Below are 21,215 nucleotides of genomic sequence, written 5' to 3'. Positions count from 1 at the left end.
TGGCTGTGTAGAAGGCTGGATACTATTTGATAGAGGTGGTGAGTTCGCCCATCGCAGAAAGGAGTCGGTAGGCTGCTTGCAATCTGTTGAGGCGTTCTTCCTCTACGGAAGCTCGTGCGGAAGATAGTTCATTTTCGACGTCGAGCAGATTTATGAGAGGCCTCTTTCCGAGTTCGAACTGCTCGTGGTATGCGTCTACGACCGACTCCATTGCATCGCGATGGGTCTCCAAAAGGTAGATACGTTCATTCGTCGAAAGTAGCTCGTTCCAAGCGTTTGCGAATGAGGTCTCAGTTTCGATGAGAGTGTCCTGCAACTTGAAGTCCGCTTCGTTAACCTGATAGTTGGCTCGATTGATCTCGGCTCGTCGCCTCCCGCCGTCGAAGATATTGTAGGAGAGTGTGATCAAGGCCATAGCGTCCTCTTGGAGCTTTTCGTAGCGGTCGGATTCGGCCGCGTCACCTTCGACCACGAAGTTTAGCTTCGGGCGGAAGGCACTTTCAGCTACTTTGCGACGCGAATAGGTAGCCTGCAGTTCTGAATGTGCGGCTCGGACGCTGGGATTTGCGTTGAAAGAGATTTCGTCGATTGATTCGGGAATCGCCCAACCTGGGAAATCAGGTTCTACGAGTCTCGCGGGGTAGACGCCGGTCAACTTCAGGAACGTATTGTTGGCGATATTGAGTTGGCGATTGCGTGCTTCTAGGCTGGCTTTTGCCATACCAAGACGAGCTTTTACGAGAACGACGTCTGCCCTTGGGCCGGCCCCGGCATCGAATTTTTGCTGGATCTTGTCGAGTGCGTCTTTGTGGAGGTAGACGCTTTGTTCGGCAAGGTTCACCAAGCGGGTGTACTTGATGACGTTTACGTATGTTAGCGAAAGCTCGAGGGCTAGGTCCTCGCGGACTTTGCGGAGAGACTCTTCGCTGGTGCGCAGGTTAGCCTGAGCTTCAGTGATTCGGTGGCGCGTGTTGCCGCCATCAAAAAGGAGTTGCTTGCCTTGCAGGGAGGCATTGCCGGTTTCTCCGTATACTTGGAGTCCTTTTTCGTTTCCGAAGCGTTCTTCGCCTCCGCGCATGCTGAGGGATAGCTGGGGGCGCAGAGCTGCGCGTTCACCGGTGAGTTTGTTTTGCTCAATCTGTACGCGGGACTCGAGCACCCGAATCTTCGGGTATCGCGAGAGCGTCGCATCAAGGGCCTCGCTCAAGGTTTGAGCGGGCAGAATGGGAAGCAACGAGAAGGCCAGAAGGGCGATTACATATCCAATAACCGTACGTTGTTTTCGTGCGGCTAGCTCGCGTGTGCGTGTGGTGAGACTGTAGTTTGAAGCGTTCAGAGTGCTGGTTTGGTAGGTTCGGCACTCTATGATCGTTCAGATAAGGTGAAACTTGAGCTTGTGTTGAATTAGAGGTGAAAAACTCATTTGGCTTCGTGAATACTACTCAGCGAGGATGAGTAAGGGCCCAAAAAAAGCCCCCAAAGGGAGCTTCGTTGCCTAACTAGGAATAGGTTTGGGTTTCGATGCCCTAGGTTTGGGTCAACTGGAGCTTGCTATCTTCCGGATGCGACGACCGCTTTTACGACACTTTCAAAAACGGCCGGTGAGGTAGCGACTATGCCTTTGTTATTTTTCAGGGTTCGACCGATGGAAAAGTCCAACGACTGGCCAAAGGTGTCGGCGATTCGCCCTCCTGCTTCCAGTAGCACGATGTAGCCGGCGGCATGGTCCCAGATCTTTTCCTCGTATCCGGGACGGGTGGGGAGTCGCAGGTAGACCGAAGCTTGGCCGCGAGAAACAGCGGCATACTTGCATTGGCTGTCCATGCGGAACGGCTCTACAGATGTGCCGAGGGCTTCGGAAATCTCAGCGGAGCGACCGTGGGCCGTGTGTCCGGACTCGACGGATTCGCAGAATACGGCCTGGGCAGGATCGGATACGGAGTCAGTCGAAATCGAAACAGCTGCGGAAATGTCGCTGAGTGGCGCTTGGAAGGCACCCTGTCCTTTGACGGCGAACAGGATGCAGCCTTTCTCGCTGTCGGGGTTAGCTGGATCGACTGGAAGATTAGGGCAGCCGAGCACTCCCAGTACGACTTCTCCGTCTTCGATCAAGGCGAGAGCGACTGCGTATTGCTCGCCGCGCAGAAAACCCTTTGTGCCGTCGATGGGGTCTAGGGTCCAGAAGCGTCCTGCTGCGCCACCACCATGGCTCCCACGGTCGATAGCGGCCAGCACGGAGTCGGAGTCCAGCGAGGAATCGATCTTTTGGGCGTATTCCACGACGCGAGCGAACAGCTCGCCATTCTCCTCCTTGCGTAGGTCGCTGGAGTCCTCCTCGCCTACCGCTGGGTCGGATGGAAAGGCTTTCGCGAGCGTGGAGAGTACGATAGCTTGGGCCCCGTAGTCAGCTACGGTGACGGGCGACTTGTCGTCCTTGTCGTGCTTTTCAGCGTCGACGAGTCCGCGTTGGGCTGCGGAGCAGAGGAGGGAAGCTTTGCGTACGGCTTCCTTGGCGATGGAGAGTTCCTGGTCGAGAGACATGGGTAGCAAGATGGAAAGCTGTAGGACTTGTGCAAGAAAGACTTAACACAGAGCTAATACCTCTCCTATATCTTGTCCCGTGCTAAAGACCATCGAGCCCTGCCTGTTCTCTTTCGACCTTGAATGGATACCTGATCCCTTGAGCGCGGAGATGCTCTTCGGGGTGGATACGAGCGGAGCCCACGGTCCAGAAGAAGCAATGAAGCGGCTCTGGCGCGAGAGCGGCGCTACCGAGGAAAATCCTCAGCCGTATCTTAAAACGGTGCTTTGCCGCATTGTTTCGGTATCGGGAGTGCTGCGCGAGGTAGTGGCGGGCAAGGTGAAGCTGAAACTGGTGACCTTGCCTGCGACCGCTGGCGACGACGAGAAGGCTAAGGAGCGTACCATCCTCAAACAGCTCCTGAAGGCGATCGGTTCGCGCAAGCCGCAGCTGGTCGGCTACAATTCCCACAACGCGGACGTGCCGATCATCGTTCAGCGAGCCATCGTACATGGCTTGTACAGCCAAGGCATGGGGGAGCGCCCCAACAAGCCTTGGGAGGGCGTGGACTACTTTGCCACGAGCGGCGACCACAATGTCGATCTTGCTCCAATGGTGGGGCGCTGGGGGCAGACACCGCGTCTGCACGAGATAGCGACACTCTCGGGAATACCAGGTAAGGTGGACACGGAAGGCGGTTTTGTATCCGACCTTTGGCTACAGGGGAAACTTCAGGATATATTGGATTACAACGAATTTGACGCGATCACCACCCATTTGCTTTGGGCTCGCATCGCTCACTTTTCTGGCTTGCTGAGCTCGGAGGCCTACGAAAGCGAACAGGCTCTGGTGCGCGAGCTCCTCGACGAGGAAATCGAGAAAGGGAAGAAACACTTCATTCGCTATCACCAGGAGTGGGACCGACTGTTGACTTTGACGGTCAAACGGGATTGAGGCCGATGCCCACGTGGCGGACCGGGTGAAATCGGTCTCTCCAAGCAAAAAGCCCGCTCCTCTGCGGGAACGGGCTTTTGTTGGAAATGAGTGTCTTGGGCTTAGTCGATGACGGTGGCCTTGATAATCTTTTGCTCCTCGAGTGGCTTGTCCATGCCGTCGCGCTCGACGCCTTCGATGGCTTGCACGATGTCGTAGCCTTCTTCCACTTCGCCAAAGATGGTATGACGCATGTTGAGCCAAGGTGTTTTGGCAGTGGTGATGAAGAATTGGCTGCCGTTAGTGCCAGGACCAGCGTTTGCCATTGCGAGCAAGCCAGTCTTGTCGAAGCGGACTTCGGTGGTGCATTCGTCTTCGAAGTTCTTTCCCCAAATCGACTTGCCGCCGCGGCCAGTACCCGTCGGGTCGCCGCATTGTACCATGAACTCAGGAATGACGCGGTGGAAGATGATACCGTCGTAGTAGCCGTTTTCCACGTGGGTTGCAAAATTCTCGCATGCCTTCGGGGCAATGTCGGGATAAAGCTTCAGGGTGATCTCTCCCTGATTGGTTTCGAATTTGATCTTGGTCTTAGCCATTGAAGTTACGAATTGCGCTTGTTTTGTGATCCGCAAGCAGAAAAGCGGATTTCAGGAGGGTCGGCAATGGTGTCTGAACTGCTTCTGGGAGGGAATTTAAGAGGAATATCGCCAAGGTGATTTCTCGGTTGTATTTCCCGTTTTCAGCTCTATTCGTTGGCCGCTTATGGGCAAAAACTGGCTAGAAGGAGTGGACGAGGAGTACGACGTGGTCGTAATCGGCAGCGGCCTAGGTGGGCTGACTAGCGCCAACGTCCTCGCCAAATGCGGACATAAGGTCCTGCTGATCGAGCACCATTACCAATTTGGCGGCCTCGCTACTTGGTTCAAGCGTCCGGGCAAGCACATCTTTGATATCTCTTTGCACGGCTTTCCGCACGGCATGGTCAAGTCCTGCCGCAAGTATTGGACAAAGGAAATCGCCGATTCGATCCATCAGCTAAGGGACGTTCGATTCATCAATCCGCAGTTTGACGTGTGGACCACTTTCGACCGGAAGGATTTCACTCGCATCCTGGTGGAAGACTTCAAGCTCGAGCTCGAACAGGTGGAAGGCTTCTACACCCACCTGCGTCAGATGAATTTCTACGACGACGACAAGCGAACCACCCGCGAGCTCTTCGAAGAATTTTTCCCTGGACGCCACGATGTGCATCGCCTCTTGCTCGAACCGATCGCCTACGCAAATGGTTCCACGCTCGATGAGCCGGCGATCACCTACGGAATTGTTTTCTCGAACTTCATGAGCAAGGGCGTCTTCACCTTCCAAGGTGGCACCGATGTGCTCATCGGAAAAATGGTGGAGGAACTCGAACGCAATGGGGCTACGCTGAAGAAGAACGTGCTCGTTCGCCAAATCCTGACCGATGAGGTAGACGGTAAACCGCAGGTGACGGGAGTCCTCATCCAAGGCCGCACGCGTGACTCGGAGCCGGACAACGTGATGACCGTTAGCTGCAAGGCGGTGGTTTCCAATGCGAACGTCGTCACCACCGTCAAGAAAATGGTGGGCGAAGAGAATTTTTCCAAAGAGTACCTCGACGAGCTCGATGCGGTTCGCATCAACAGCAGTTCCTGTCAGGTCTACATGGGAATCAAGGAAGGCGAGACCATCCCCAACATAGGCGATCTCGTTTTTACCTCCGATGCACCCGTCTTCAGCAGTGAAGAGCTGGTCGACCTGAACACTACTAGTCGCACCTTTTCAGTCTACTATCCCGAGACGCGCCCTGGAACTGATCGCTACACGATTGTCGCCTCCTTGAACGCCAAGATGGTCGATTGGGAAAATTTAAGCGACGAGGAGTATGAAAAGCACAAGGAACGCCTCATTGAGGAGTCTCTCGTTTCCCTCGAAAAGTACATCCCCGACGTTCGCGCCAAGATCGACCACCTCGAGGCCGCCACGCCGCGCACTATTAACCACTATACGCGTCATCCGGAAGGCACCTCTTTCGGTACCAAGTTCGAAGGTCTCAAGCTTTCCATGGAACTCCCAGATCAGGTTGGCGGGTTGTACCATGCAGGTTCAGTCGGCATTATCATGTCTGGGTGGCTTGGGTCGATGAACTACGGCGTAATTACCTCCAACAAGGTAGACAAGCAAATCGTCGCAATGAAGGCTGCCGAATTGAGCAAGCCTGTCGCTTAATTTTGAATAAGCCTTAACCAAGCAACCACGACCCCGTAAGCCATGGCCACCGAAGAAGTCCTCAACGCGATTCCGCACCGTCCTCCTTTCCTTTTTGTAGACGAAGTCGTCGAGCAGACCGAAAAATCTCTCACTGCGCGCCGCCATGTGCCTGATACGGAGTCATTTTTCGAGGGACACTACCCGAACAATCCGATCATGCCGGGCGTGATCATCTCCGAAGCAGTATTCCAAACGGGCGCCATCTACATGAGCCGCTTGTTCGCTGACAGGATCAAGGAGGATCCGACCCTGGTGCCGGTTCTTTCAAAGATTGAAAATGCCCGTTTCAAGAGCATTGTCCGTCCAAACGACACTTTATTGATCACTGTGAAATACAAGGAAAGCATGGGCGCTTTTTCTTTCCTAGATGGCAGTGTACAAACTGACGATGGACGGCGCGTCATGACAGTTTCTTTTTGCGTGGCTCTCGCCAGCGCCAAAGCTTAGCCGCTATGGGATTCCTAAATCTAGAAGGCAAAAACGTGCTCGTGATGGGCGTGGCCAATCGCAAGAGCGTTGCTTGGTTCATAGCCAAGACATTGAAAGAAGAGGGAGCGACGGTTATCTACAGTGTTCGCTCCCAAGCGCGTAAGGAGAGCACCGCCAAGCTCCTCAAGGACAAGCCGGTCTATGTTTGCGACGTAGAGAACAAGGAAGAAATCACGCAACTCGCCGAGGATGTCGGACGAGATTTTGGCACCTTGCACGGCATCGTGCATTCGATCGCATTCGCGAACTACAGCGAGGGTTTCAAGCCTTTTCACGAAACCAATCGCGACGATTTCTTGCAGGCCACCGCCATTTCCGCCTTTTCGGTGATCGAGGTTTCGAACGCCTTTAAGCCTTACCTCGACAACAATGCATCCGTTGTCGCTATCAGCATATCATCTCTCACTATCACTGCAGAGAATTATGGATACATGTCACCCGTGAAGGCTGCACTCGATTCCTCGATTCGATTCCTAGCGAAGTCTTTCAGCAAGGACACTCAGGTACGCTTCAATACCGTAAATCCAGGGACCTTAAAGACCAGCGCCTCGGCAGGCATTCCCGGTTACGCGGAAAGCTATCTCTACAGCGAGAAGCTGACATTCCGTAAACAAGCTCTGAATACACAGGAAGTCGCGAATGCGGCTGTCTTCCTCCTCAGCGAGCGTTCCAGCGGGATGAATGGCACAGGGCTGACCCTAGACGCTGGAATGGGAATTAACTATTTCGACGCGGAAGTGATCAAGCTCGCCATGCGACCCGAGGATAAAGGCAGCAAAGCCTAACTTTGATGAAGGTCCGTTCCGCAGTTATAGATTCCCTTTCCTACGTATCGCCTCCGACCGCCTGGTCGAGCGATTTGATCGAAGAAAAGCTAGCTCCACTTTACGAGCGCTTGAGGCTTCCGGAAGGGCGTTTGGAGCTAATGACAGGGATTAGGGAGCGACGCTTCTGGGAGCAGGAAGTGCGTCCATCGGAAATAGCAGCCGAAGCGGGCCGCAAAGCGATCGCGGAATCAGGGTTGTCCACCGAACAGATCGAAGTGTGTATCCATTCCTCTGTTTGCCGCGATATGCTGGAACCTGCCACAGCTTCCTTTGCCCACCGCTTGATGGGGTTAAGTCCATCGGTGCAGGTCTTCGACGTTTCCAACGCCTGCCTTGGATTTCTTAATTCGATCAGCCTGCTCAGTTCGATGATCGATGCCGGCCAAATAAAGGCTGGGGTTGTCGTGTCCGGAGAAAACGGAAAACCCTTGTTGGAACGCACGATCCAAATCTTGCTCGAACGCGACTTAAACCGGAAATCCATCAAACCGTTTTTTGCAAATCTAACCATCGGAGCAGGTGCGGTCGCAGCGGTCGTTTGCCACGAGTCTCTGTCTCCTAATGGACATCGAATTTTAGGCGGTAGTGTAATGGCGGATACGTCAGCCAACGATCTTTGTAAGGGTGATGCGAGCGCTGCCAGTGGGGGATTGGAAATGCAGACCGATTCGGAAGAGATGCTGCAAGCCGGCGTCTCCTTGGCCAAACGGACTTGGGATGCATTCAAGGGTGAACTTGGCTGGGACGAGTCGACGGCGGACCGTATCGTTTGCCACCAAGTAGGTGCGGCGCACCAACGGCTTCTGTTCGATACCTTGGGCTTGGACCACGCGAAGGATTACTCAAGTTACCAAAACTTCGGTAACACCGGTTCAGCAGCGCTTCCCATCACCTTGACGAAAGCGGCTGAAGACGGCGCCGTAAAAGCGGGTGACAAGGTCGCTCTGCTTGGGATTGGAAGCGGTCTTAATTGCTTAATGATGGGGGTGGAGTGGTGAGCGTTCTTACTATTCCAGATCGTCTGAAGGAGGAGTATCCGTTCGAGCCTAAGCGGTTGAAGCTCAGTTGCGAGTTCGAGATGAGCTATGTGGACGAGGGCGAGGGTTTTCCTGTCCTCATGGTTCACGGCAATCCGACTTGGTCCTTCTACTATCGCAATGTGATCAAGAAGCTGCGCGGAAAATTCCGTTGTATCGCGGTCGACCACATCGGTTGTGGTTTGAGCGATAAGCCTGGATCGAATTATTCGTATCGAATCAAACAGCGTATCCAGGATCTGGGTGAGCTAATCGATCACTTGGGTCTAGAGCGATTCGATATCGTGGTCCACGACTGGGGCGGTGTTATTGGTTTGGGAGCAGCGTTGCAACGTTTCGAAAAGCTCCGCCGTGTTACGATTTTGAATACAGCGGCCTTCGTGGATTCTAGGATTCCGGCTCGCATATCGCTGTGCCGCAATCCCATCTTTGGCAAGTTACTGGTGCAGGGACTGAATGGCTTTGCCGGGCCGGCCGCGTGGATGTCTGTTAAGAAAAAGCCACTCAACCAAACGGTCAAAGAGGGAATGCTTCTACCTTACGGGAACTGGTCGAACCGTCGGGCGGTTTACGAGTTCGTGAAGGATATTCCGATGCACGTTTCCCATCCGAGCTTCAATGATCTCCTCGAGGTCGAGAACAACTTGCTGAAATTGAGGCAACGCGACGTTACGATTCTTTGGGGCGGCAAGGACTTCTGCTTCAATATTCACTTCTACGATCGTTGGCAGCGCTTTTTGCCAGATGCCACCGCGTTTCGCTATAATCAAGCGGGCCATTACATTCTCGAAGACGAAACGGAGTCATGTTGCGAAGCCATTTACCAAATGGCTGACTACGACGAAGACTAGCTCCAAAGCGTTTGGGAAAGGTTGCGTTTAAGCTGATTTTAGGTACGGTGCTGTTCGTATTCGTTTAAAGATGGCACTGCATACTTACTACTCCAACCGAAGTTTGCTGCGGGTGGTTTGGGGACCTAAATTGGGGATGGATGCCGTGAGTATGCATTTCGAATTGTTGAAGGCTAATAAGAATTACGATCGGAACCTCCGCGTAATCACATCCACGGATGTAGAGGAAATTGACATACCACTGACCCGCGAAAACATGCTTCTCATTAAAGACTGGCGGGAAGATGCTTTGGAAGAGTACAGATCGATCAAAAGCGCGGTTTATAATCTACAGCCCGTACCCTCAGCCTACTTGAACTATTTCAGCGAGTTCTTCGACTCGAAGAAATCGTACATGCGGCAGTTTTCATCGGAGAGCGCAGCCCTCGCGTGGTTAATGAAAGGGCAAATCGCGATTTGAATTAGTGGAATAAGCGACCCGTAGGCGTCGCTTACAGGCTGAGCTTCATCGAGAGGCTACTCGCAACTAGATCGTGTTTACTGCGTCTGAACCGTCGCGGTAGCTGTCATCAGCAAGTTCTTTTAAGTAGTCTGCAGTTCCGCCGCGTAGAGCTTGAAGCTGTTGCGGCAGGTAGCGCCAAGTCCAATTGCCGATCGCTTCGCCGGGCGTATTGAAACGGGCTTCCGAGCCGAGGCTCATAAGGTCCTGCATGGGGACGATGACAAGTTTCGATACACTTTTGTAGGCGGTGCGTAGGAGGTCCCAACCAATCTCGCTACCGTCGACGCGCAGGTAGCGTCTTATATGGTCACGCTCTTCGTCAGATGCTTCTGCGTACCAGCCAAGCGATGTGTTATTGTCGTGCGTTCCTGGATACAGAACTGAATTGGACTGGAGATTGTGGGGGAGGTAAAAATTGTCGCCGCCTCCGCCGAAGGCAAATTGTAGGATCGCCATTCCGGGAAGTCCGGTATCTCGCCTGAGGATACGTACGTCGTCGGTTAGGTCGCCAAGATCCTCGGCGATGAGCTTGCAGGTCTTGATCTTCTTCTTGATGGACTTGAAGAAATCGACTCCAGGGCCTTTCTTCCATTCGCCTGTGCGAGCCGTCTCCGATCCGTAAGGAATGCTCCAATAGGAGTCGAAGCCGCGAAAGTGGTCGATGCGCACGACGTCGTAGAGTTCGAAGCAGCGCCTGAGGCGCTTGATCCACCAGGAGTTGTCATCCTCGGCGAGAGCGTCCCAATCGTAGAGTGGGTTTCCCCAGAGCTGACCGTCAGCGGAGAAGTAGTCGGGAGGGCAGCCTGCCACCGCGATTGGTAGGAATGTCTTAGGATCGAGCTGGAAGTACTCTGGGTTTTGCCAGACGTCGGCGCTGTCGAGGGCGACGAAGATAGGGATGTCGCCGATAACTTGGATGCCGCGTTCGTTGGCGTAGTCGCGAACACCCTGCCACTGACCTTCGAAGAGGTACTGATAGAACATTTCCGCGTCAATTTGTCGGCTAAGCTCCTCGCGCAGCGGGTAGGTTTGGGCGTCGGAAAAAGAGCGGACGTCTTCGGGCCACTCGTACCAAGGTTTGCCGTTGAAGTGTGCTTTGAGTGCCTGGAAGTAGGCGTAAGGCTCGAGCCAGTCGGCGTGTTTCTTCTTGAAGGCGGAGAAGGCTCCGTAGGGACGGATCTTCTTTTTGCCTTGCACGAAGGTTTCATAGACCGCGTCCAAAACAGGCCATTTAGCATTGTAGAGTCCGCCGAAGTCCACGAACCCGTTGGGAAGCGATTTCAGTTCTTCGAGGATGTCATGCTCGATGAGATGCTTGGCTTCCAGAGCGTTGAGAGAAATCAGGTACGGATTTCCAGCGAAAGAGGAGAAGGACTGGTACGGTGAGTCGCCGAAGCCGGTGGGGCCGAGCGGACAGATTTGCCAGTACTTGAAACCACCTTCCGCGAGGAAATCGAGGAAGCGGTAGCAATGGTCATTGAGGGTACCGATGCCGTATTCGCCGGGAAGCGAGGTCGGGTGGAGGAGAACTCCAGCTGCGCGGTGGTCGAGCCAGTTAAAAAGGGGATCTTTCACAATAGGTGATGGTTTTGTTGGTGTGCGGCAAATAAGCACTGGGCTCCGAGAATCACAAGCTTGCTCAGGGAGCTATTCAATCAATTTTCCCTAATGTAACCCACTTGAGAACCAGCCTTAAGCCGTGGCGCTGCAAACGGCGTGCGTAGCTTATACCATGCCCCTAGGTTTACAAAGAGCCGAAAAAGGCTTCAGCATTTTCGTGGTAAATCCGATTTATGGAAGGGATCAGACTCAAGGAGTTAACGCAGTTAAAAACGGATTACCGATACACGCAATAAGGTGATTCCAGAGAGTCGATTCAGCAAGCCGGTGCCCTCGAAAGAGACGCCGGCTTGTCGCATTTTTAAGAGTTGGAAGCAGGCTTATTCAATTGTTTCCAATAGCTCGGTTATCCAACGGCGATGAGGTCCGGAGAATGGGAGATCAGGGATGGCCTCGGCAGCTACCCAAACGTGGTCGGCGGGAAGCTCCGCCGGGAGCTTGTTCGCTGGGATAGCGTGGATGCGCTCGGTGATACGGTATTTGGTGATGCCGCGTTTACGTACGAGCTGAGGTTTGCTCTGGGGGGCGGGGATTGCTAGCTGGGCGAGATCGGGTAGCTCGTGCAAGCCCTTCATACGTTTGGCGGCTGCAGGGATTTTGTGAAGCAGAACGCCTTTGGCGCTGCGGATCCAAGCCCGGTTGAGGGTGACTTCCTCAAACTTAGTTTTGGCTAGGCGAGGTAAGCTTTCGGCGACGCCTGAGGCGTGGCCTTGGCAAAACGGTCGCACTGGACAAAGCAGGCAATTGGGAGATTGCTTGTGGCAGACTGTGGCACCGAGCTCCATCATGGCTTGGTTGTGGTCGCCAGGACGATCAATATTGAGCAAATCCTGGACGAGCTGCCGGTAGGATTTGGCCGCGTCGGTGGAGTTTTTGTAGTTGGTCTCGTCGGCCGTGAGTCGCGAAAGGATGCGCACGACATTTCCGTCGACGACAGCGGAAGGATCGGAAAATGAAATGCTGCAGATGGCGGCCGCGGCGTAGGGTCCGACTCCCGGAAAGGCGAGCCAACTCTTGGCGTCGGTGGGGAGTTCGCCATCGGGGATTGCAGCGACATCCTTGGCCAATTTGTGGAGGTTGCGCGCTCGGGAATAATAGCCGAGACCCTCCCAGCTTTTGAGGACTTGATCTTCGGAGGCGGCGGCTAGGCTTTTGAAATCGGGATAGGAACTCAGCCAGGCGGCAAAGTAGGGCAGAACCGTTTTTACCTGCGTCTGCTGTAGCATGAATTCGGATACCACCGTCTTGTAGGTGGACGGTTCGCTACGCCACGGCAGCTCGCGGGCGTTGGCGTCGTACCAAGAGATCAAGGCAGCGCGAAAGGCCTCGGCTTCGTCAGTCAGAGTATTTTGGGAAGGCATCGGGGACGAACAGTGCGACTACGGCGAGGGCACGGCTAGCTTTTTCAGCGATCGACGAATCGATCTGGATATATTACTCGCTTAGCAAGGAAGGATGCACGGTTTGGTGGTCGAGCCAGACGAGCTCGTCAGTGTCGAACCCCGCTTCCTCGGCCTCCTTCAGTAACATGTCTAGGGTACCCTGAGGGAGTTGGGGCGTGCGTGCGAGAATCCACATGTAGCTGTGGTTGTCCCCGCTAACGAGGGCGTACTGGTAGCCTTCGTGGTCGAGTTCGAAAACGTGGTAACCGGCGTAGAACGGCCAAAAGAATGTGACTTTCATCGTACCCTTGTCGGGATCGCCAATCTTGTAGCCGCGGCCGTTCACCTCATCCCATTTTTGCTTTTTCTCGTCCCATCCTCGATTAAAGACGGTAATGCTTCCGTCTTCCTTGAGCGTGTATTCGGCAGTCACGCTGTCGAGGCCACGTTCGAAGCGGTTATCGGTACGGGCCACTTCATACCAGAGCCCGAGATAGCGCTCTAAGTTAAAATTGTCGACGGGGACAACTCCCTCTGGTGGCGTTTTGGCGGAAGCGAGAGGGGCGGCGAAAAGCCAGACCAACAGAAATGCGATCCTACTGAGAATCTTCATTGTCGGTGAGTTTATCATCGCTGTGAATACGTACGGGGGCTATTCCCGATTTCGCGCTTCGAGCAGCAGTTTTTTTTGATTTTCAAAGCTCGAATGCTCTGCCTAGCTGTTGCGAAGTAAATTATTGATGGCCAGAGGAAAAAAGAAACCTGTCGTCGACCCCGACGAGCCCAAGAAGAAGACGATGTACACCCATAAGCTCTCTCCAGAGCAGTTGGACAAGCTCCAGCACATTCTCGAGATGAAGATGTGGGAGCCATACGAGGTGGAGTACGCCCAATTCGGGTTCAAGGGAAACAAGGTCAACGTAGTCGGCTACAAGAGCGGCAAGCTCGTGGTGCAGGGCAAGGACACTGAGGAGTTTATCATCAACACCTTGGAGCCGGAGGTGCTCGGTGAAGCCAAGTTCGGCTACGACGAGGTTTACCATCCGGAATGGTTCGAGTCGCATGCGGGCATGGACGAAAGCGGCAAGGGCGACTTGTTCGGACCGGTCGTGACTGCCTGCGTGATCGCGGACAAAGTGCATATCGACCGATGGGTTAAAGATGGTATCCGCGATTCGAAGACGATTACCGATGCTCGTATCATGAAACTGGATAAGATAATTCGCGGCACGAAAGGGGTTTCGGTGGAAACCTGTTTTTGTGGGATGCCGAAGTACAACCAGTTGATGAGTAAGCCGCGGGCTAACTTGAACCTTCTATTGGCCTGGCAGCATGCGATCTCTCTAAAAGCTGCTCTCGCCAAGAAGCGGGTGCCTTGGGGCATGCTCGACCAATTCAGCAAACAAGACCTTGTTGGGCGATACTTCAAAGATCCAAAGTTCGACTTGCGAATGCAGACGAAGGCGGAAGCCGATCCCGTGGTCGCCGCCGCTTCAGTGGTCGCTCGCGCGGAATACGTTCGCTACATGGACAGCTTGTCTAAGAAGTTTGGGGATACCTTATCCAAGGGTGCGAGTGCCAAGGTGAAGGAACAAGCGACGGAAATCTTACACAAGTTTGGACCGGAGCGTTTGGGCGAGTTTGCCAAGCTGCATTTCAAGACGTCCTACCAAGTAGTGGAAGCTGCGGGTATGCTAGATCGCTTGCCGTTGAAGAAACCGAAGGAGACAGTATTTAAGCGGTAGTGGTAGATTGGTTACAGTCTAGCTCCGTTGTGATTCGCCGGGAGGTGCGTGGATGAAGTCGCATCGCCTGCGGGCCTACGATCGAAAGTACCTGAAGAAGCGGGTAGGATTGATCGGGGTGGACGAAGCCGGAAGAGGCGCTCTCGCGGGGCCAGTGGTTGCGGCGGCGGTTGCTGCTCGGAAGGATTTTTATGACAGCGAATGGTGTAAGCGAAACGCTTCCAGCATAAACGACTCCAAGCTGTTGACCTTGGAACAGCGCGAAGACCTGTACGCCAAACTACGCTGGCTAGAGCGGGAAGGGCGTCTCTTTATTGGTGTGGGTCGCGGTAGTGTGAGTGAGATCGAGGACCACAATATCTTAGGAGCAACGCAGATCGCCATGAAGCGAGCAGTTGAGGAAACTCTGGGAGCAGCTACGATTTCTCCGCACGAACCAGACCCTTTGTTCGACCAGCTTGCCGGCACCGAAGGCCGTCCCGAAACTTTGTTCGACTGGAAAATACTGGTCGACGGCAAGCCGATGAAACACCTCGGATATCCGCATCAAGCGGTGGTCAAGGGCGACTCCACTGCCCTCTGCATCGCTATGGCCTCGATCATTGCTAAGGTGACGCGCGATCGAATCATGATGGCTCTCGATTGCGAGTATCCTCACTACGACTTAGCATCCTCGAAAGGATATGCTACGGTGCTTCACCGCACGGCTATATTGGACAATGGACCGACAAATATCCACCGGCCGCTGTTCTTGAGAAAGCTTCTCGAGGAGCCCAGCGAGGAGTGCCAGGAAGAATTTGGGTTTTAAGGCGCGGCCGCACGTCACTCGTGCCTTAGCGACTCAACGGGATGTAGGTTGGCAGCGCGTAGTGCAGGCACGAAGCCGAAGCCGATTCCTATGAGCGAGCAAATGCCGACTGCAGCTCCGATCCAAAACCAGGGAATAATCATAGTGGCATTAAACTGGGTAGCGATGATGTTGCCAACGAGGATTCCGACTGAGATGCCGATGGCAGCACCCACTTCGGATAGGAAAACGGCCTCCAGCAAAAACTGGGCAAGAATGCTCTTTTTGCGGGCTCCCAAGGATTTGCGCACGCCTATCTCGCGAGTTCGCTCGGTTACGGAAACGAGCATGATATTCATAATGCCAATACCAGCGCAGACGAGGGCGATCCCGCTGATCATGAGGCCGCCTATTCCGACGACGATCGCGATTTCAGCGAATGCCGCTTGCAAGGCTTCATTGGAGGTGATCTCAAAATCGTTTTCTTGTTCCGGCTGAAGCCCTCGGGCCATGCGCATATTGCCGATGACCATGTCTTCCACGTCTTCGATCTTATCGACAGAATCCGCTTGGATGGCGATTTCCATACTACGACGCCTGTGCCAATTGTTCTGCACGAATTTTGAGTGTGGGATGAGAGCAACTCCATCCATAGACCTTCCGAAGATTTCACCGCGTTCCTCCAGTACTCCGACCACGATGTACTTTTCGCCGTCCATGTTTATCTGTTTCTCGATCGGATCCTCGTGCAGGAATAGCTCGTCGAGGATTTCTCGACCGATGACTACGACGGGCCGATTGAACTCTATATCGGCGGGGGTCAGGTTGCGGCCGAAATCCAGCTCGTACTTGTTGGTGAGAAGATAGTTCTCGTTTGTACCGATGATGTTGATACGCGGTTGGGTCTTGTACTCTCCGTAGGTTGCCCGTTCATTTCCATCGCTGGCAGATAATGTAGTTGGAATTCCGAGAGCATCCATCTCTTGCTTGAAGTTCTCCGCTTGGCGAGGCGAGATCGGTTCTCTACCGCGGATCCGCTGGCGTCCTCCTGGGCCAAGCTGGATAGCGGGGTCTTTGGTAACCTGTAGAACGTTGGCTCCGAATACATTGAGGCTAGTGTCGATGCTGTGCCGCACCGCTGATAGTGCGGTCATGACGCCAACCACGGAGAAGACTCCGATAGAGACGCCAAGAATCGTCAGCGAGGAACGAAGCTTGTTTGCGCCGAGCGAAGCGAAGGCTTGCTCCAACAAATCAGAAAGGAGCATTCCGCGTTTGTTCTTTGGCTTACTCATGGCGGAGAGCATTCGCTGGTTCGAGGCGAGATGCCATGAGCGCCGGTACGAAGCCGGAAAGGATGCCTGTGGTTACGGAAAGGGAAACGGCGAGAATCATCAGCTCGATAGAAAAGCTTGCAGGGAAATTTGGGAAAAAGTGGTCGAGCACTGCTTTGGAAACGAAGGCGAGCAGCAATCCGACCAACCCTCCGAGAAGGCAGATCGAAACTGCTTCCATCAGAAATTGGGTGAGGATGGAGCTACGCCTAGCTCCAATGGCGCGGCGGGTACCGATCTCCTTGGTCCGTTCCTTAACGCTCACGAAGGTGATGTTCATGATACCGATGGCTCCCACGAACAGGGCAAGTCCGGTGATCACGAATCCCGCCACTGCGATGCCTGCTTTCACGGGTCCTACCGTATCCTCCACGGCGTCGGAGGCGTTTACCTCGAAATCGTTTTCCTCGCCCGGCAACAGTCCGCGAATCCGGCGCATAGCACCGATGATTTCGTCTCTCGCTAACTCGCGGTCCGTTTCAGGCTGTTTTACAACACGGATAGACGTGCCATTCCACCGGCGCCCGCCTACAAAGAACTTGCGGGCGGTGGGTAGGGGTATGATTGCTTGGTTATCGAAGCTTTGTAAGCCGAGGAAGGATCCTTGCTCTTCGAGGACACCAATCACGCTGAACTGGATGTTGGCAATTTTGACACGCTTTGCGAGAATACTGCCGTCCTCGTCCGGGAAGAGCGCTTTGACTACGCCTGATCCAAGGATGACCACGTTTTGTCCGCTAGTCTCCTCAGTTGGAGTGAAAAAGCGACCTTCCTCGAGGTCTGCGGTGTTGACGTATCCAAAATCAGCTGTCGTTGCCGTGAACTGTATATTGCTGGCGGATCGGTCCTCGTGAGAGATACTACGCCTGAATCCGACGGTGGGTACGGCGAGCAGGAGTCCGGAATTCGGCGTGTTATCGATGATCTCGTTCATTTCCTCGGCGTAGCGGGACTCGAAGTTCGGGCGTCGGACATAAGTTCGCCAGTCGTCGCCAATGTCCTTCCAAGGGAACTTTTCGATGTAATAATGATCGTCGCCAAGCATACTTAGGCTGTTTTTGAAACCTGTATCCAGGCCATTCATACCGACGCCGATTAGGATGACAGCCCATACGCCGATGATTACACCCAATGCAGTAAGGAGCGAACGCATCTTGTGCTCGGAGAGCTGCTCGCTGGCAATGCGTGCAGACTCTTCGAGGTCATTGACCATGCGTCTGGTGCGTGAACGTTTCATGCGTGGATTCTCGGAAGTCGCCCGCTATCTTGGGATGGCAGCATCGCTTTCGACTACGCCGTCACGCAGGCGAACAAGACGGCGAGCGTGCTGCGCTATTTCCTCTTCGTGGGTTACGAGGATGATAGTATTGCCCTTTGAATACAGTCCTTCGAATAGTTCCATAATCTCTTCGCCGGTCTTAGAATCGAGATTACCAGTGGGTTCGTCTGCGAGGATAATTGAGGGTTCCGTAACCAGGGCGCGGGCAATGGCGACGCGTTGACGTTGACCGCCGGAGAGCTCGTTGGGTCGGTGTTCGACACGGTTGCCGAGTCCGACTTGGGAGAGGGCGTGCTGTGCTCGCTCTGCTCGCTCTTTCTTCGGGATCCCGGCGTAGACTAGAGGTAGCTCGACGTTGCGAAGGATGGTTGCGCGGGGAAGCAGATTGAAGGATTGGAAAACGAAACCGATACGCCGGTTACGAATATCCGCGAGTGAGTCGTCGTCCATCTTTGCTACATCTTCACCACCGAAATAGTACTGGCCTTGAGAGGGTGTGTCGAGACAGCCGAGCATGTTCATGAGCGTAGACTTTCCGCTACCGGAGGGGCCCATGATCGCGACGTAGTCGTTTTCGTAGATCTTAAGATCGACTCCGTCCAGAGCGTGGACCTTGGCTTTGCCGAGGTCATAGATCTTCTTAACGCCTGTTATCTGGATGATTGTTTCGCTCACTTGGAAGGCATCTTGAATTTTGCGTCCTTCTTGTTGTCTGCAATCTTTACGGTCTTGCCGTTTTCAAGTTCGCGAGTGAGGACGCGATATCCACCGGTGACGATTTGCTGGCCCTCGGTGACTCCGGATTTAATCTCGATCGAACGATTGTCTGCGAGTCCGGTTTCAACACGCAGAAGGGTGACGGTGTTGTCGTCATTGTAGAGGAATACTACCCGCTCAAGGTTGTCGCGTTTACGAGGACCCGCTTCTCGGTTCCCGTTCTCGCCACGCGTCATGTCAGGCTTCGCTGGGGTGTCCGTGCCTACGGAGCTTTCTTGAAGTTGTTTGGCGACTTCGTCCTTTGATCGAACCGTGACAGCTTGTAGTGGAATTTTGACGACATCTTTTACAGTCTGAGTCTTTATGTCAGCCGTTGCGGTCATGCCAGGCCGGATTTTGGCACTGGGATCTATGAGGCGGACTTTTACTAGGAAGGTGGTGAGTTGGTCGTTGGAGTTCTCACCGCCGGATGCTGAGTTAGCGATTTCAGTCACCTCACCTTTGTATTCTTCATTGGGGATCGCTTCGATTTCAATGGTCGCTGGATCGCCGATCTTGACTTGCACGATATCGGATTCGCTCACATCGACGCGAATCTCCATTTGGGAAAGGTCGGCGACGCTCATGATTTCGGTACCTTCGAATTGACCTGTGCCAACGACGCGGTCTCCTAGTTCGGAACTGAGGGAGGTGATGGTACCGCTGATCGGCGCGAAAGTGGTCGCCTTGGCGAGCGAGTCTCGGGCTTCCTTTAACTGCATTTCCTGCTGCTCGATGCGGGAAAGGGTGGCTTGGTAGGACGCTTGACTGATTTCTAGGCTCGTCTCAGCTTCGTCTCGTTGCTCTTGGGTGGAGAAACCTTTATCAAAGAGATTCTTCTGACGGTTCAGGTCCAGTTCGGCCTGCAGCATGCGGGCTTTTGACTCGAGGGAGTTTGACTTGCTGGCTCGCAGGGCAGCCTCTTGCTGGAGGACCTGGGCTTCGAGGCGGTCGGGATTTACGCTTACCAGTAGATCTCCTTTCTCCACGAGTTGACCGTCCTGGATGGGGAGTTCCACTATCTCCCCTGCGACTTCAGAAGAGATCGTAACTTCGATTTCGGGAAAGACTTTTCCGGTCGCGGTTACAACGCTGGTGATGTCACCGACTTGCACTTTTTCTACGGTGACTTCGGTTATTTGGTCGCCCTTCTTGAACTTGCTGGCTCCGGCAATGCCGAGACCGATGATGACGAGAGCTGATATCCAGTATCGTTTTTTCATGAGAAAATTGAGGATGCGGTAGTTGAAAAGGGAATACGATTATTGATCGTCGTATAGGGCGTCGTTCCACTCTATACCGTGGCGATCGAGCAAGTTGCCTTGCACGCGGGCAAGGGTGATCTCTGCTTGTACGGTAGCGAGTTGAGCGTCGAGGAGGCTAAGCTTCGCCTGGTCTAGGTCTCGCTGGGTCTCGAGTAAGATGCGGATGGTGGAGAGCCCTTCTTCGTACTTGCCGGTTTCTTGTTCATAGGTGGCCTCCTGGAGGCTTACGACGAGCTCGGCTGCGGCGAGTTGCTGGCGAGATGCGTCAAGGTCGCGCCAAGCGGAGCGCACGGAGCGGAGAAGGTCTTGCTTGATTTCAGCCAGGCGAATCTCCTCTTGGTCGATTCGGAGGAGGGTTTGGCGAAGGTTGGACTTAGCTGACCGGGCCCCCCAAGGTAGGTTGAAGCTCAAGCTAAGGCCCCAGTCATCGCCGCGGCGATCGAGGGCTTCGCTGAAAGCGTCACGGCCGCTCTCTGGCGAGAGACCATTGTATGAGCTGGATACGCTGAGATCGACTTGAGGGCGCTTGCTATTGCGGGCGAGGATGCGTTCCTGATCCAGTTGCTGTAGGACTTCTTCTTGTATGTCAGAGTCGAAGTTTTGTTCAAAGGCGACGTCTAGGGTCTCTTGGAAAGCGGGAATATCGCTCGCGGCCTCGGGAAGTGGGGAAACCGAAAGGTTTGGGGCGAGCTCGACGGTTTCGTCGAGAATGCCCATGGCGGAAAAAAGGAAGTCGGTTGCTTCGCGAATGGCTTGGTCGGCCCTGATGATTTGCTCCTTACGCTGGGCGAGGTTGGCCTGCGCTTGGAGGGTCTCCAATTGGGTGGCGAGACCAAGTCGCTCGCGCTCTAGGGCTTCCTCGAGAAGGCGTTCCGAGAGTTCTAGATTGGATTGGCGGAGGTCGCGGCGTTGATAGGCGTCAGATAATTGCCAGTACGCGGTTTCGATTTGCTGCAAAAGGTCGAGGACGCTGTTCCGGGTTCGTAGGTCTGCAACGCGTGCTTGGGACTTGGCCCGGCGGATAGGTGCCAGGTTTACGTCGCGACCGAAATCTCGGAGCAGAGGTTGGGTGAGCTCGAGCGTGAGAGACGCACGTTCGCTCAGCGAGCCCCCAACGAGTTGGCCGAGTTCGGAATTGAAGCTGGATCCGTCGCTGCGGGATTGAGCGGCGCTGGCAGTGACTTGGGCTCCAGTCTTTATGCGTTTAGTAACGCCGACCGAATACGAGCGGGAATCCGATGTGGTTTGGCGAGTAGTTCCGTTAGCGTCTTCCCAGTCGAGCTCGCTTTGGCTGAGGTTCGCTCGGGAGAATAGAGAGGGATCGAAGTTCGCTTCCTGCGCGGCAACAGCTTCCTCTGCGATTTGAGGCGCTAGGCTTTGGATTCGAAGGCCGAGATTTTGCGACAAAGCCTCCTCGATCGCGGATCTTAGGCTCAGCTCTTGCGGAGATTGCGGCTCCGCTGCGAAAGTATTAAACGAGAAGAACGCTGATGCGAAGATCAGCGCTATAGAAAAGAGAGTGGGTTTCACGAGGGATCAAAGGGATTCGTTATGCGAACGAATTTAAATACACGGGGATTTCCGTAAGGTTGCGG

General features: G+C 54.1%; 20 protein-coding genes. 9 read left to right on the top strand and 11 right to left on the bottom strand.

Annotated features, from left to right (window positions below; translation table 11 throughout):
* Positions 1 to 22 precede the first annotated feature (22 nt).
* Together QEH53_RS07170 and QEH53_RS07165 are read right to left on the bottom strand one after the other, a co-directional pair.
* Complete coding sequence (locus tag QEH53_RS07170) at positions 23 to 1,207, bottom strand: TolC family protein (RefSeq protein WP_309022470.1); 1,185 nt, start codon at positions 1,205 to 1,207, stop codon at positions 23 to 25.
* A gap of 344 nt (positions 1,208 to 1,551) precedes the next feature.
* Positions 1,552 to 2,541, bottom strand: a complete 990-nt coding sequence (locus QEH53_RS07165) for a 3'(2'),5'-bisphosphate nucleotidase (protein WP_309022469.1) — start codon at positions 2,539 to 2,541, stop codon at positions 1,552 to 1,554.
* Positions 2,542 to 2,620: 79 nt separating this feature from the next.
* Between QEH53_RS07165 and QEH53_RS07160 the strand changes: the two genes are divergently transcribed.
* Positions 2,621 to 3,475, top strand: a complete 855-nt coding sequence (locus QEH53_RS07160; protein ID WP_309022468.1) for a hypothetical protein — start codon at positions 2,621 to 2,623, stop codon at positions 3,473 to 3,475.
* A gap of 101 nt (positions 3,476 to 3,576) precedes the next feature.
* On the opposite strand, the gene QEH53_RS07155 is transcribed toward QEH53_RS07160, so the two are convergent.
* Positions 3,577 to 4,053: a peptidylprolyl isomerase gene (locus tag QEH53_RS07155; RefSeq protein ID WP_309022467.1), complete on the bottom strand. Its 477-nt coding sequence runs from the start codon at positions 4,051 to 4,053 to the stop codon at positions 3,577 to 3,579.
* Between the two features lie 166 nt (positions 4,054 to 4,219).
* Here QEH53_RS07155 and QEH53_RS07150 point away from each other — a divergent pair, with 166 nt between their 5' ends.
* From QEH53_RS07150 to QEH53_RS07125, 6 genes are all read left to right on the top strand, one after another.
* Positions 4,220 to 5,704 carry an NAD(P)-binding protein gene (locus QEH53_RS07150; protein WP_309022466.1) on the top strand — a complete coding sequence of 495 codons (1,485 nt, stop codon included), beginning with the start codon at positions 4,220 to 4,222 and terminating at the stop codon, positions 5,702 to 5,704.
* A gap of 42 nt (positions 5,705 to 5,746) precedes the next feature.
* Positions 5,747 to 6,193 carry a 3-hydroxyacyl-ACP dehydratase FabZ family protein gene (locus tag QEH53_RS07145; protein WP_309022465.1) on the top strand — a complete coding sequence of 149 codons (447 nt, stop codon included), beginning with the start codon at positions 5,747 to 5,749 and terminating at the stop codon, positions 6,191 to 6,193.
* A gap of 5 nt (positions 6,194 to 6,198) precedes the next feature.
* Positions 6,199 to 7,020 carry an SDR family oxidoreductase gene (locus tag QEH53_RS07140; protein ID WP_309022464.1) on the top strand — a complete coding sequence of 274 codons (822 nt, stop codon included), beginning with the start codon at positions 6,199 to 6,201 and terminating at the stop codon, positions 7,018 to 7,020.
* Positions 7,021 to 7,025: 5 nt separating this feature from the next.
* Complete coding sequence (locus tag QEH53_RS07135; RefSeq protein ID WP_309022463.1) at positions 7,026 to 8,060, top strand: 3-oxoacyl-ACP synthase III; 1,035 nt, start codon at positions 7,026 to 7,028, stop codon at positions 8,058 to 8,060.
* On the top strand, positions 8,057 to 8,950 hold the full coding sequence (locus QEH53_RS07130) for an alpha/beta fold hydrolase (RefSeq protein WP_309022462.1): 894 nt from the start codon (positions 8,057 to 8,059) through the stop codon (positions 8,948 to 8,950). Before QEH53_RS07135 ends, QEH53_RS07130 begins: the two co-directional genes overlap by 4 nt.
* A 70-nt stretch (positions 8,951 to 9,020) precedes the next feature.
* Positions 9,021 to 9,410: a hypothetical protein gene (locus QEH53_RS07125; RefSeq protein WP_309022461.1), complete on the top strand. Its 390-nt coding sequence runs from the start codon at positions 9,021 to 9,023 to the stop codon at positions 9,408 to 9,410.
* Positions 9,411 to 9,476: 66 nt separating this feature from the next.
* Here the strand turns inward: QEH53_RS07125 and malQ are convergent, their stop codons facing one another.
* From malQ to QEH53_RS07110, 3 genes are all read right to left on the bottom strand, one after another.
* Complete coding sequence (malQ, locus tag QEH53_RS07120) at positions 9,477 to 11,027, bottom strand: 4-alpha-glucanotransferase (RefSeq protein WP_309022460.1); 1,551 nt, start codon at positions 11,025 to 11,027, stop codon at positions 9,477 to 9,479.
* A 365-nt stretch (positions 11,028 to 11,392) separates the two neighbouring features.
* Complete coding sequence (locus QEH53_RS07115) at positions 11,393 to 12,433, bottom strand: A/G-specific adenine glycosylase (RefSeq protein ID WP_309022459.1); 1,041 nt, start codon at positions 12,431 to 12,433, stop codon at positions 11,393 to 11,395.
* Between the two features lie 73 nt (positions 12,434 to 12,506).
* Positions 12,507 to 13,085 (bottom strand): lipocalin family protein, encoded by a 579-nt coding sequence (locus QEH53_RS07110; RefSeq protein WP_309022458.1) that lies wholly within the window; start codon positions 13,083 to 13,085, stop codon positions 12,507 to 12,509.
* 109 nt (positions 13,086 to 13,194) lie between these two features.
* On the opposite strand from QEH53_RS07110, the gene rnhC reads away from it, so the two are divergent.
* Complete coding sequence (gene rnhC / locus QEH53_RS07105; protein WP_309022457.1) at positions 13,195 to 14,199, top strand: ribonuclease HIII; 1,005 nt, start codon at positions 13,195 to 13,197, stop codon at positions 14,197 to 14,199.
* A gap of 52 nt (positions 14,200 to 14,251) precedes the next feature.
* Complete coding sequence (locus QEH53_RS07100; protein ID WP_309022456.1) at positions 14,252 to 15,007, top strand: ribonuclease HII; 756 nt, start codon at positions 14,252 to 14,254, stop codon at positions 15,005 to 15,007.
* Between the two features lie 14 nt (positions 15,008 to 15,021).
* Here QEH53_RS07100 and QEH53_RS07095 read toward each other — a convergent pair whose 3' ends face one another.
* Genes QEH53_RS07095 through QEH53_RS07075 form a run of 5 tightly spaced genes read right to left on the bottom strand, consistent with a single transcriptional unit; the run spans position 15,022 to position 21,150 of the window.
* Entirely contained in the window at positions 15,022 to 16,281 is a 1,260-nt protein-coding gene (locus tag QEH53_RS07095) for an ABC transporter permease (protein ID WP_309022455.1), read from the bottom strand.
* On the bottom strand, positions 16,274 to 17,557 hold the full coding sequence (locus QEH53_RS07090) for an ABC transporter permease (protein ID WP_309022454.1): 1,284 nt from the start codon (positions 17,555 to 17,557) through the stop codon (positions 16,274 to 16,276). Before QEH53_RS07090 ends, QEH53_RS07095 begins: the two co-directional genes overlap by 8 nt.
* A gap of 24 nt (positions 17,558 to 17,581) precedes the next feature.
* On the bottom strand, positions 17,582 to 18,274 hold the full coding sequence (locus QEH53_RS07085) for an ABC transporter ATP-binding protein (RefSeq protein WP_309022453.1): 693 nt from the start codon (positions 18,272 to 18,274) through the stop codon (positions 17,582 to 17,584).
* A complete protein-coding gene (locus QEH53_RS07080; RefSeq protein WP_309022452.1) occupies positions 18,271 to 19,578 on the bottom strand; it encodes an efflux RND transporter periplasmic adaptor subunit in 1,308 nt (435 codons plus the stop codon). Before QEH53_RS07080 ends, QEH53_RS07085 begins: the two co-directional genes overlap by 4 nt.
* 39 nt (positions 19,579 to 19,617) lie before the next feature.
* On the bottom strand, positions 19,618 to 21,150 hold the full coding sequence (locus QEH53_RS07075; protein ID WP_309022451.1) for a TolC family protein: 1,533 nt from the start codon (positions 21,148 to 21,150) through the stop codon (positions 19,618 to 19,620).
* Between the last annotated feature and the right edge of the window lie 65 nt (positions 21,151 to 21,215).

Origin of the sequence: Pelagicoccus sp. SDUM812002 (assembly GCF_031127835.1) — a bacterium.
Taxonomy (GTDB): Bacteria; Verrucomicrobiota; Verrucomicrobiia; order Opitutales; family Opitutaceae; genus Pelagicoccus.
This window is presented reverse-complemented; position numbering and strand designations above follow the sequence as displayed.

Bases quoted from the DNA above. Each gene is read 5' to 3' on its own strand.
- QEH53_RS07165 (WP_309022469.1), bottom strand. From the start codon at position 2,541: ATGTCTCTCGACCAGGAACTCTCCATCGCCAAGGAAGCCGTACGCAAA.
- QEH53_RS07155 (WP_309022467.1), bottom strand. From the start codon at position 4,053: ATGGCTAAGACCAAGATCAAATTCGAAACCAATCAGGGAGAGATCACC.
- QEH53_RS07150 (WP_309022466.1), top strand. From the start codon at position 4,220: ATGGGCAAAAACTGGCTAGAAGGAGTGGACGAGGAGTACGACGTGGTC.
- QEH53_RS07145 (WP_309022465.1), top strand. From the start codon at position 5,747: ATGGCCACCGAAGAAGTCCTCAACGCGATTCCGCACCGTCCTCCTTTC.
- QEH53_RS07140 (WP_309022464.1), top strand. From the start codon at position 6,199: ATGGGATTCCTAAATCTAGAAGGCAAAAACGTGCTCGTGATGGGCGTG.
- QEH53_RS07135 (WP_309022463.1), top strand. From the start codon at position 7,026: ATGAAGGTCCGTTCCGCAGTTATAGATTCCCTTTCCTACGTATCGCCT.
- QEH53_RS07125 (WP_309022461.1), top strand. From the start codon at position 9,021: ATGGCACTGCATACTTACTACTCCAACCGAAGTTTGCTGCGGGTGGTT.
- QEH53_RS07115 (WP_309022459.1), bottom strand. From the start codon at position 12,433: ATGCCTTCCCAAAATACTCTGACTGACGAAGCCGAGGCCTTTCGCGCT.
- QEH53_RS07110 (WP_309022458.1), bottom strand. From the start codon at position 13,085: ATGATAAACTCACCGACAATGAAGATTCTCAGTAGGATCGCATTTCTG.
- rnhC (WP_309022457.1), top strand. From the start codon at position 13,195: ATGGCCAGAGGAAAAAAGAAACCTGTCGTCGACCCCGACGAGCCCAAG.
- QEH53_RS07100 (WP_309022456.1), top strand. From the start codon at position 14,252: ATGAAGTCGCATCGCCTGCGGGCCTACGATCGAAAGTACCTGAAGAAG.
- QEH53_RS07095 (WP_309022455.1), bottom strand. From the start codon at position 16,281: ATGAGTAAGCCAAAGAACAAACGCGGAATGCTCCTTTCTGATTTGTTG.
- QEH53_RS07090 (WP_309022454.1), bottom strand. From the start codon at position 17,557: ATGAAACGTTCACGCACCAGACGCATGGTCAATGACCTCGAAGAGTCT.
- QEH53_RS07080 (WP_309022452.1), bottom strand. From the start codon at position 19,578: ATGAAAAAACGATACTGGATATCAGCTCTCGTCATCATCGGTCTCGGC.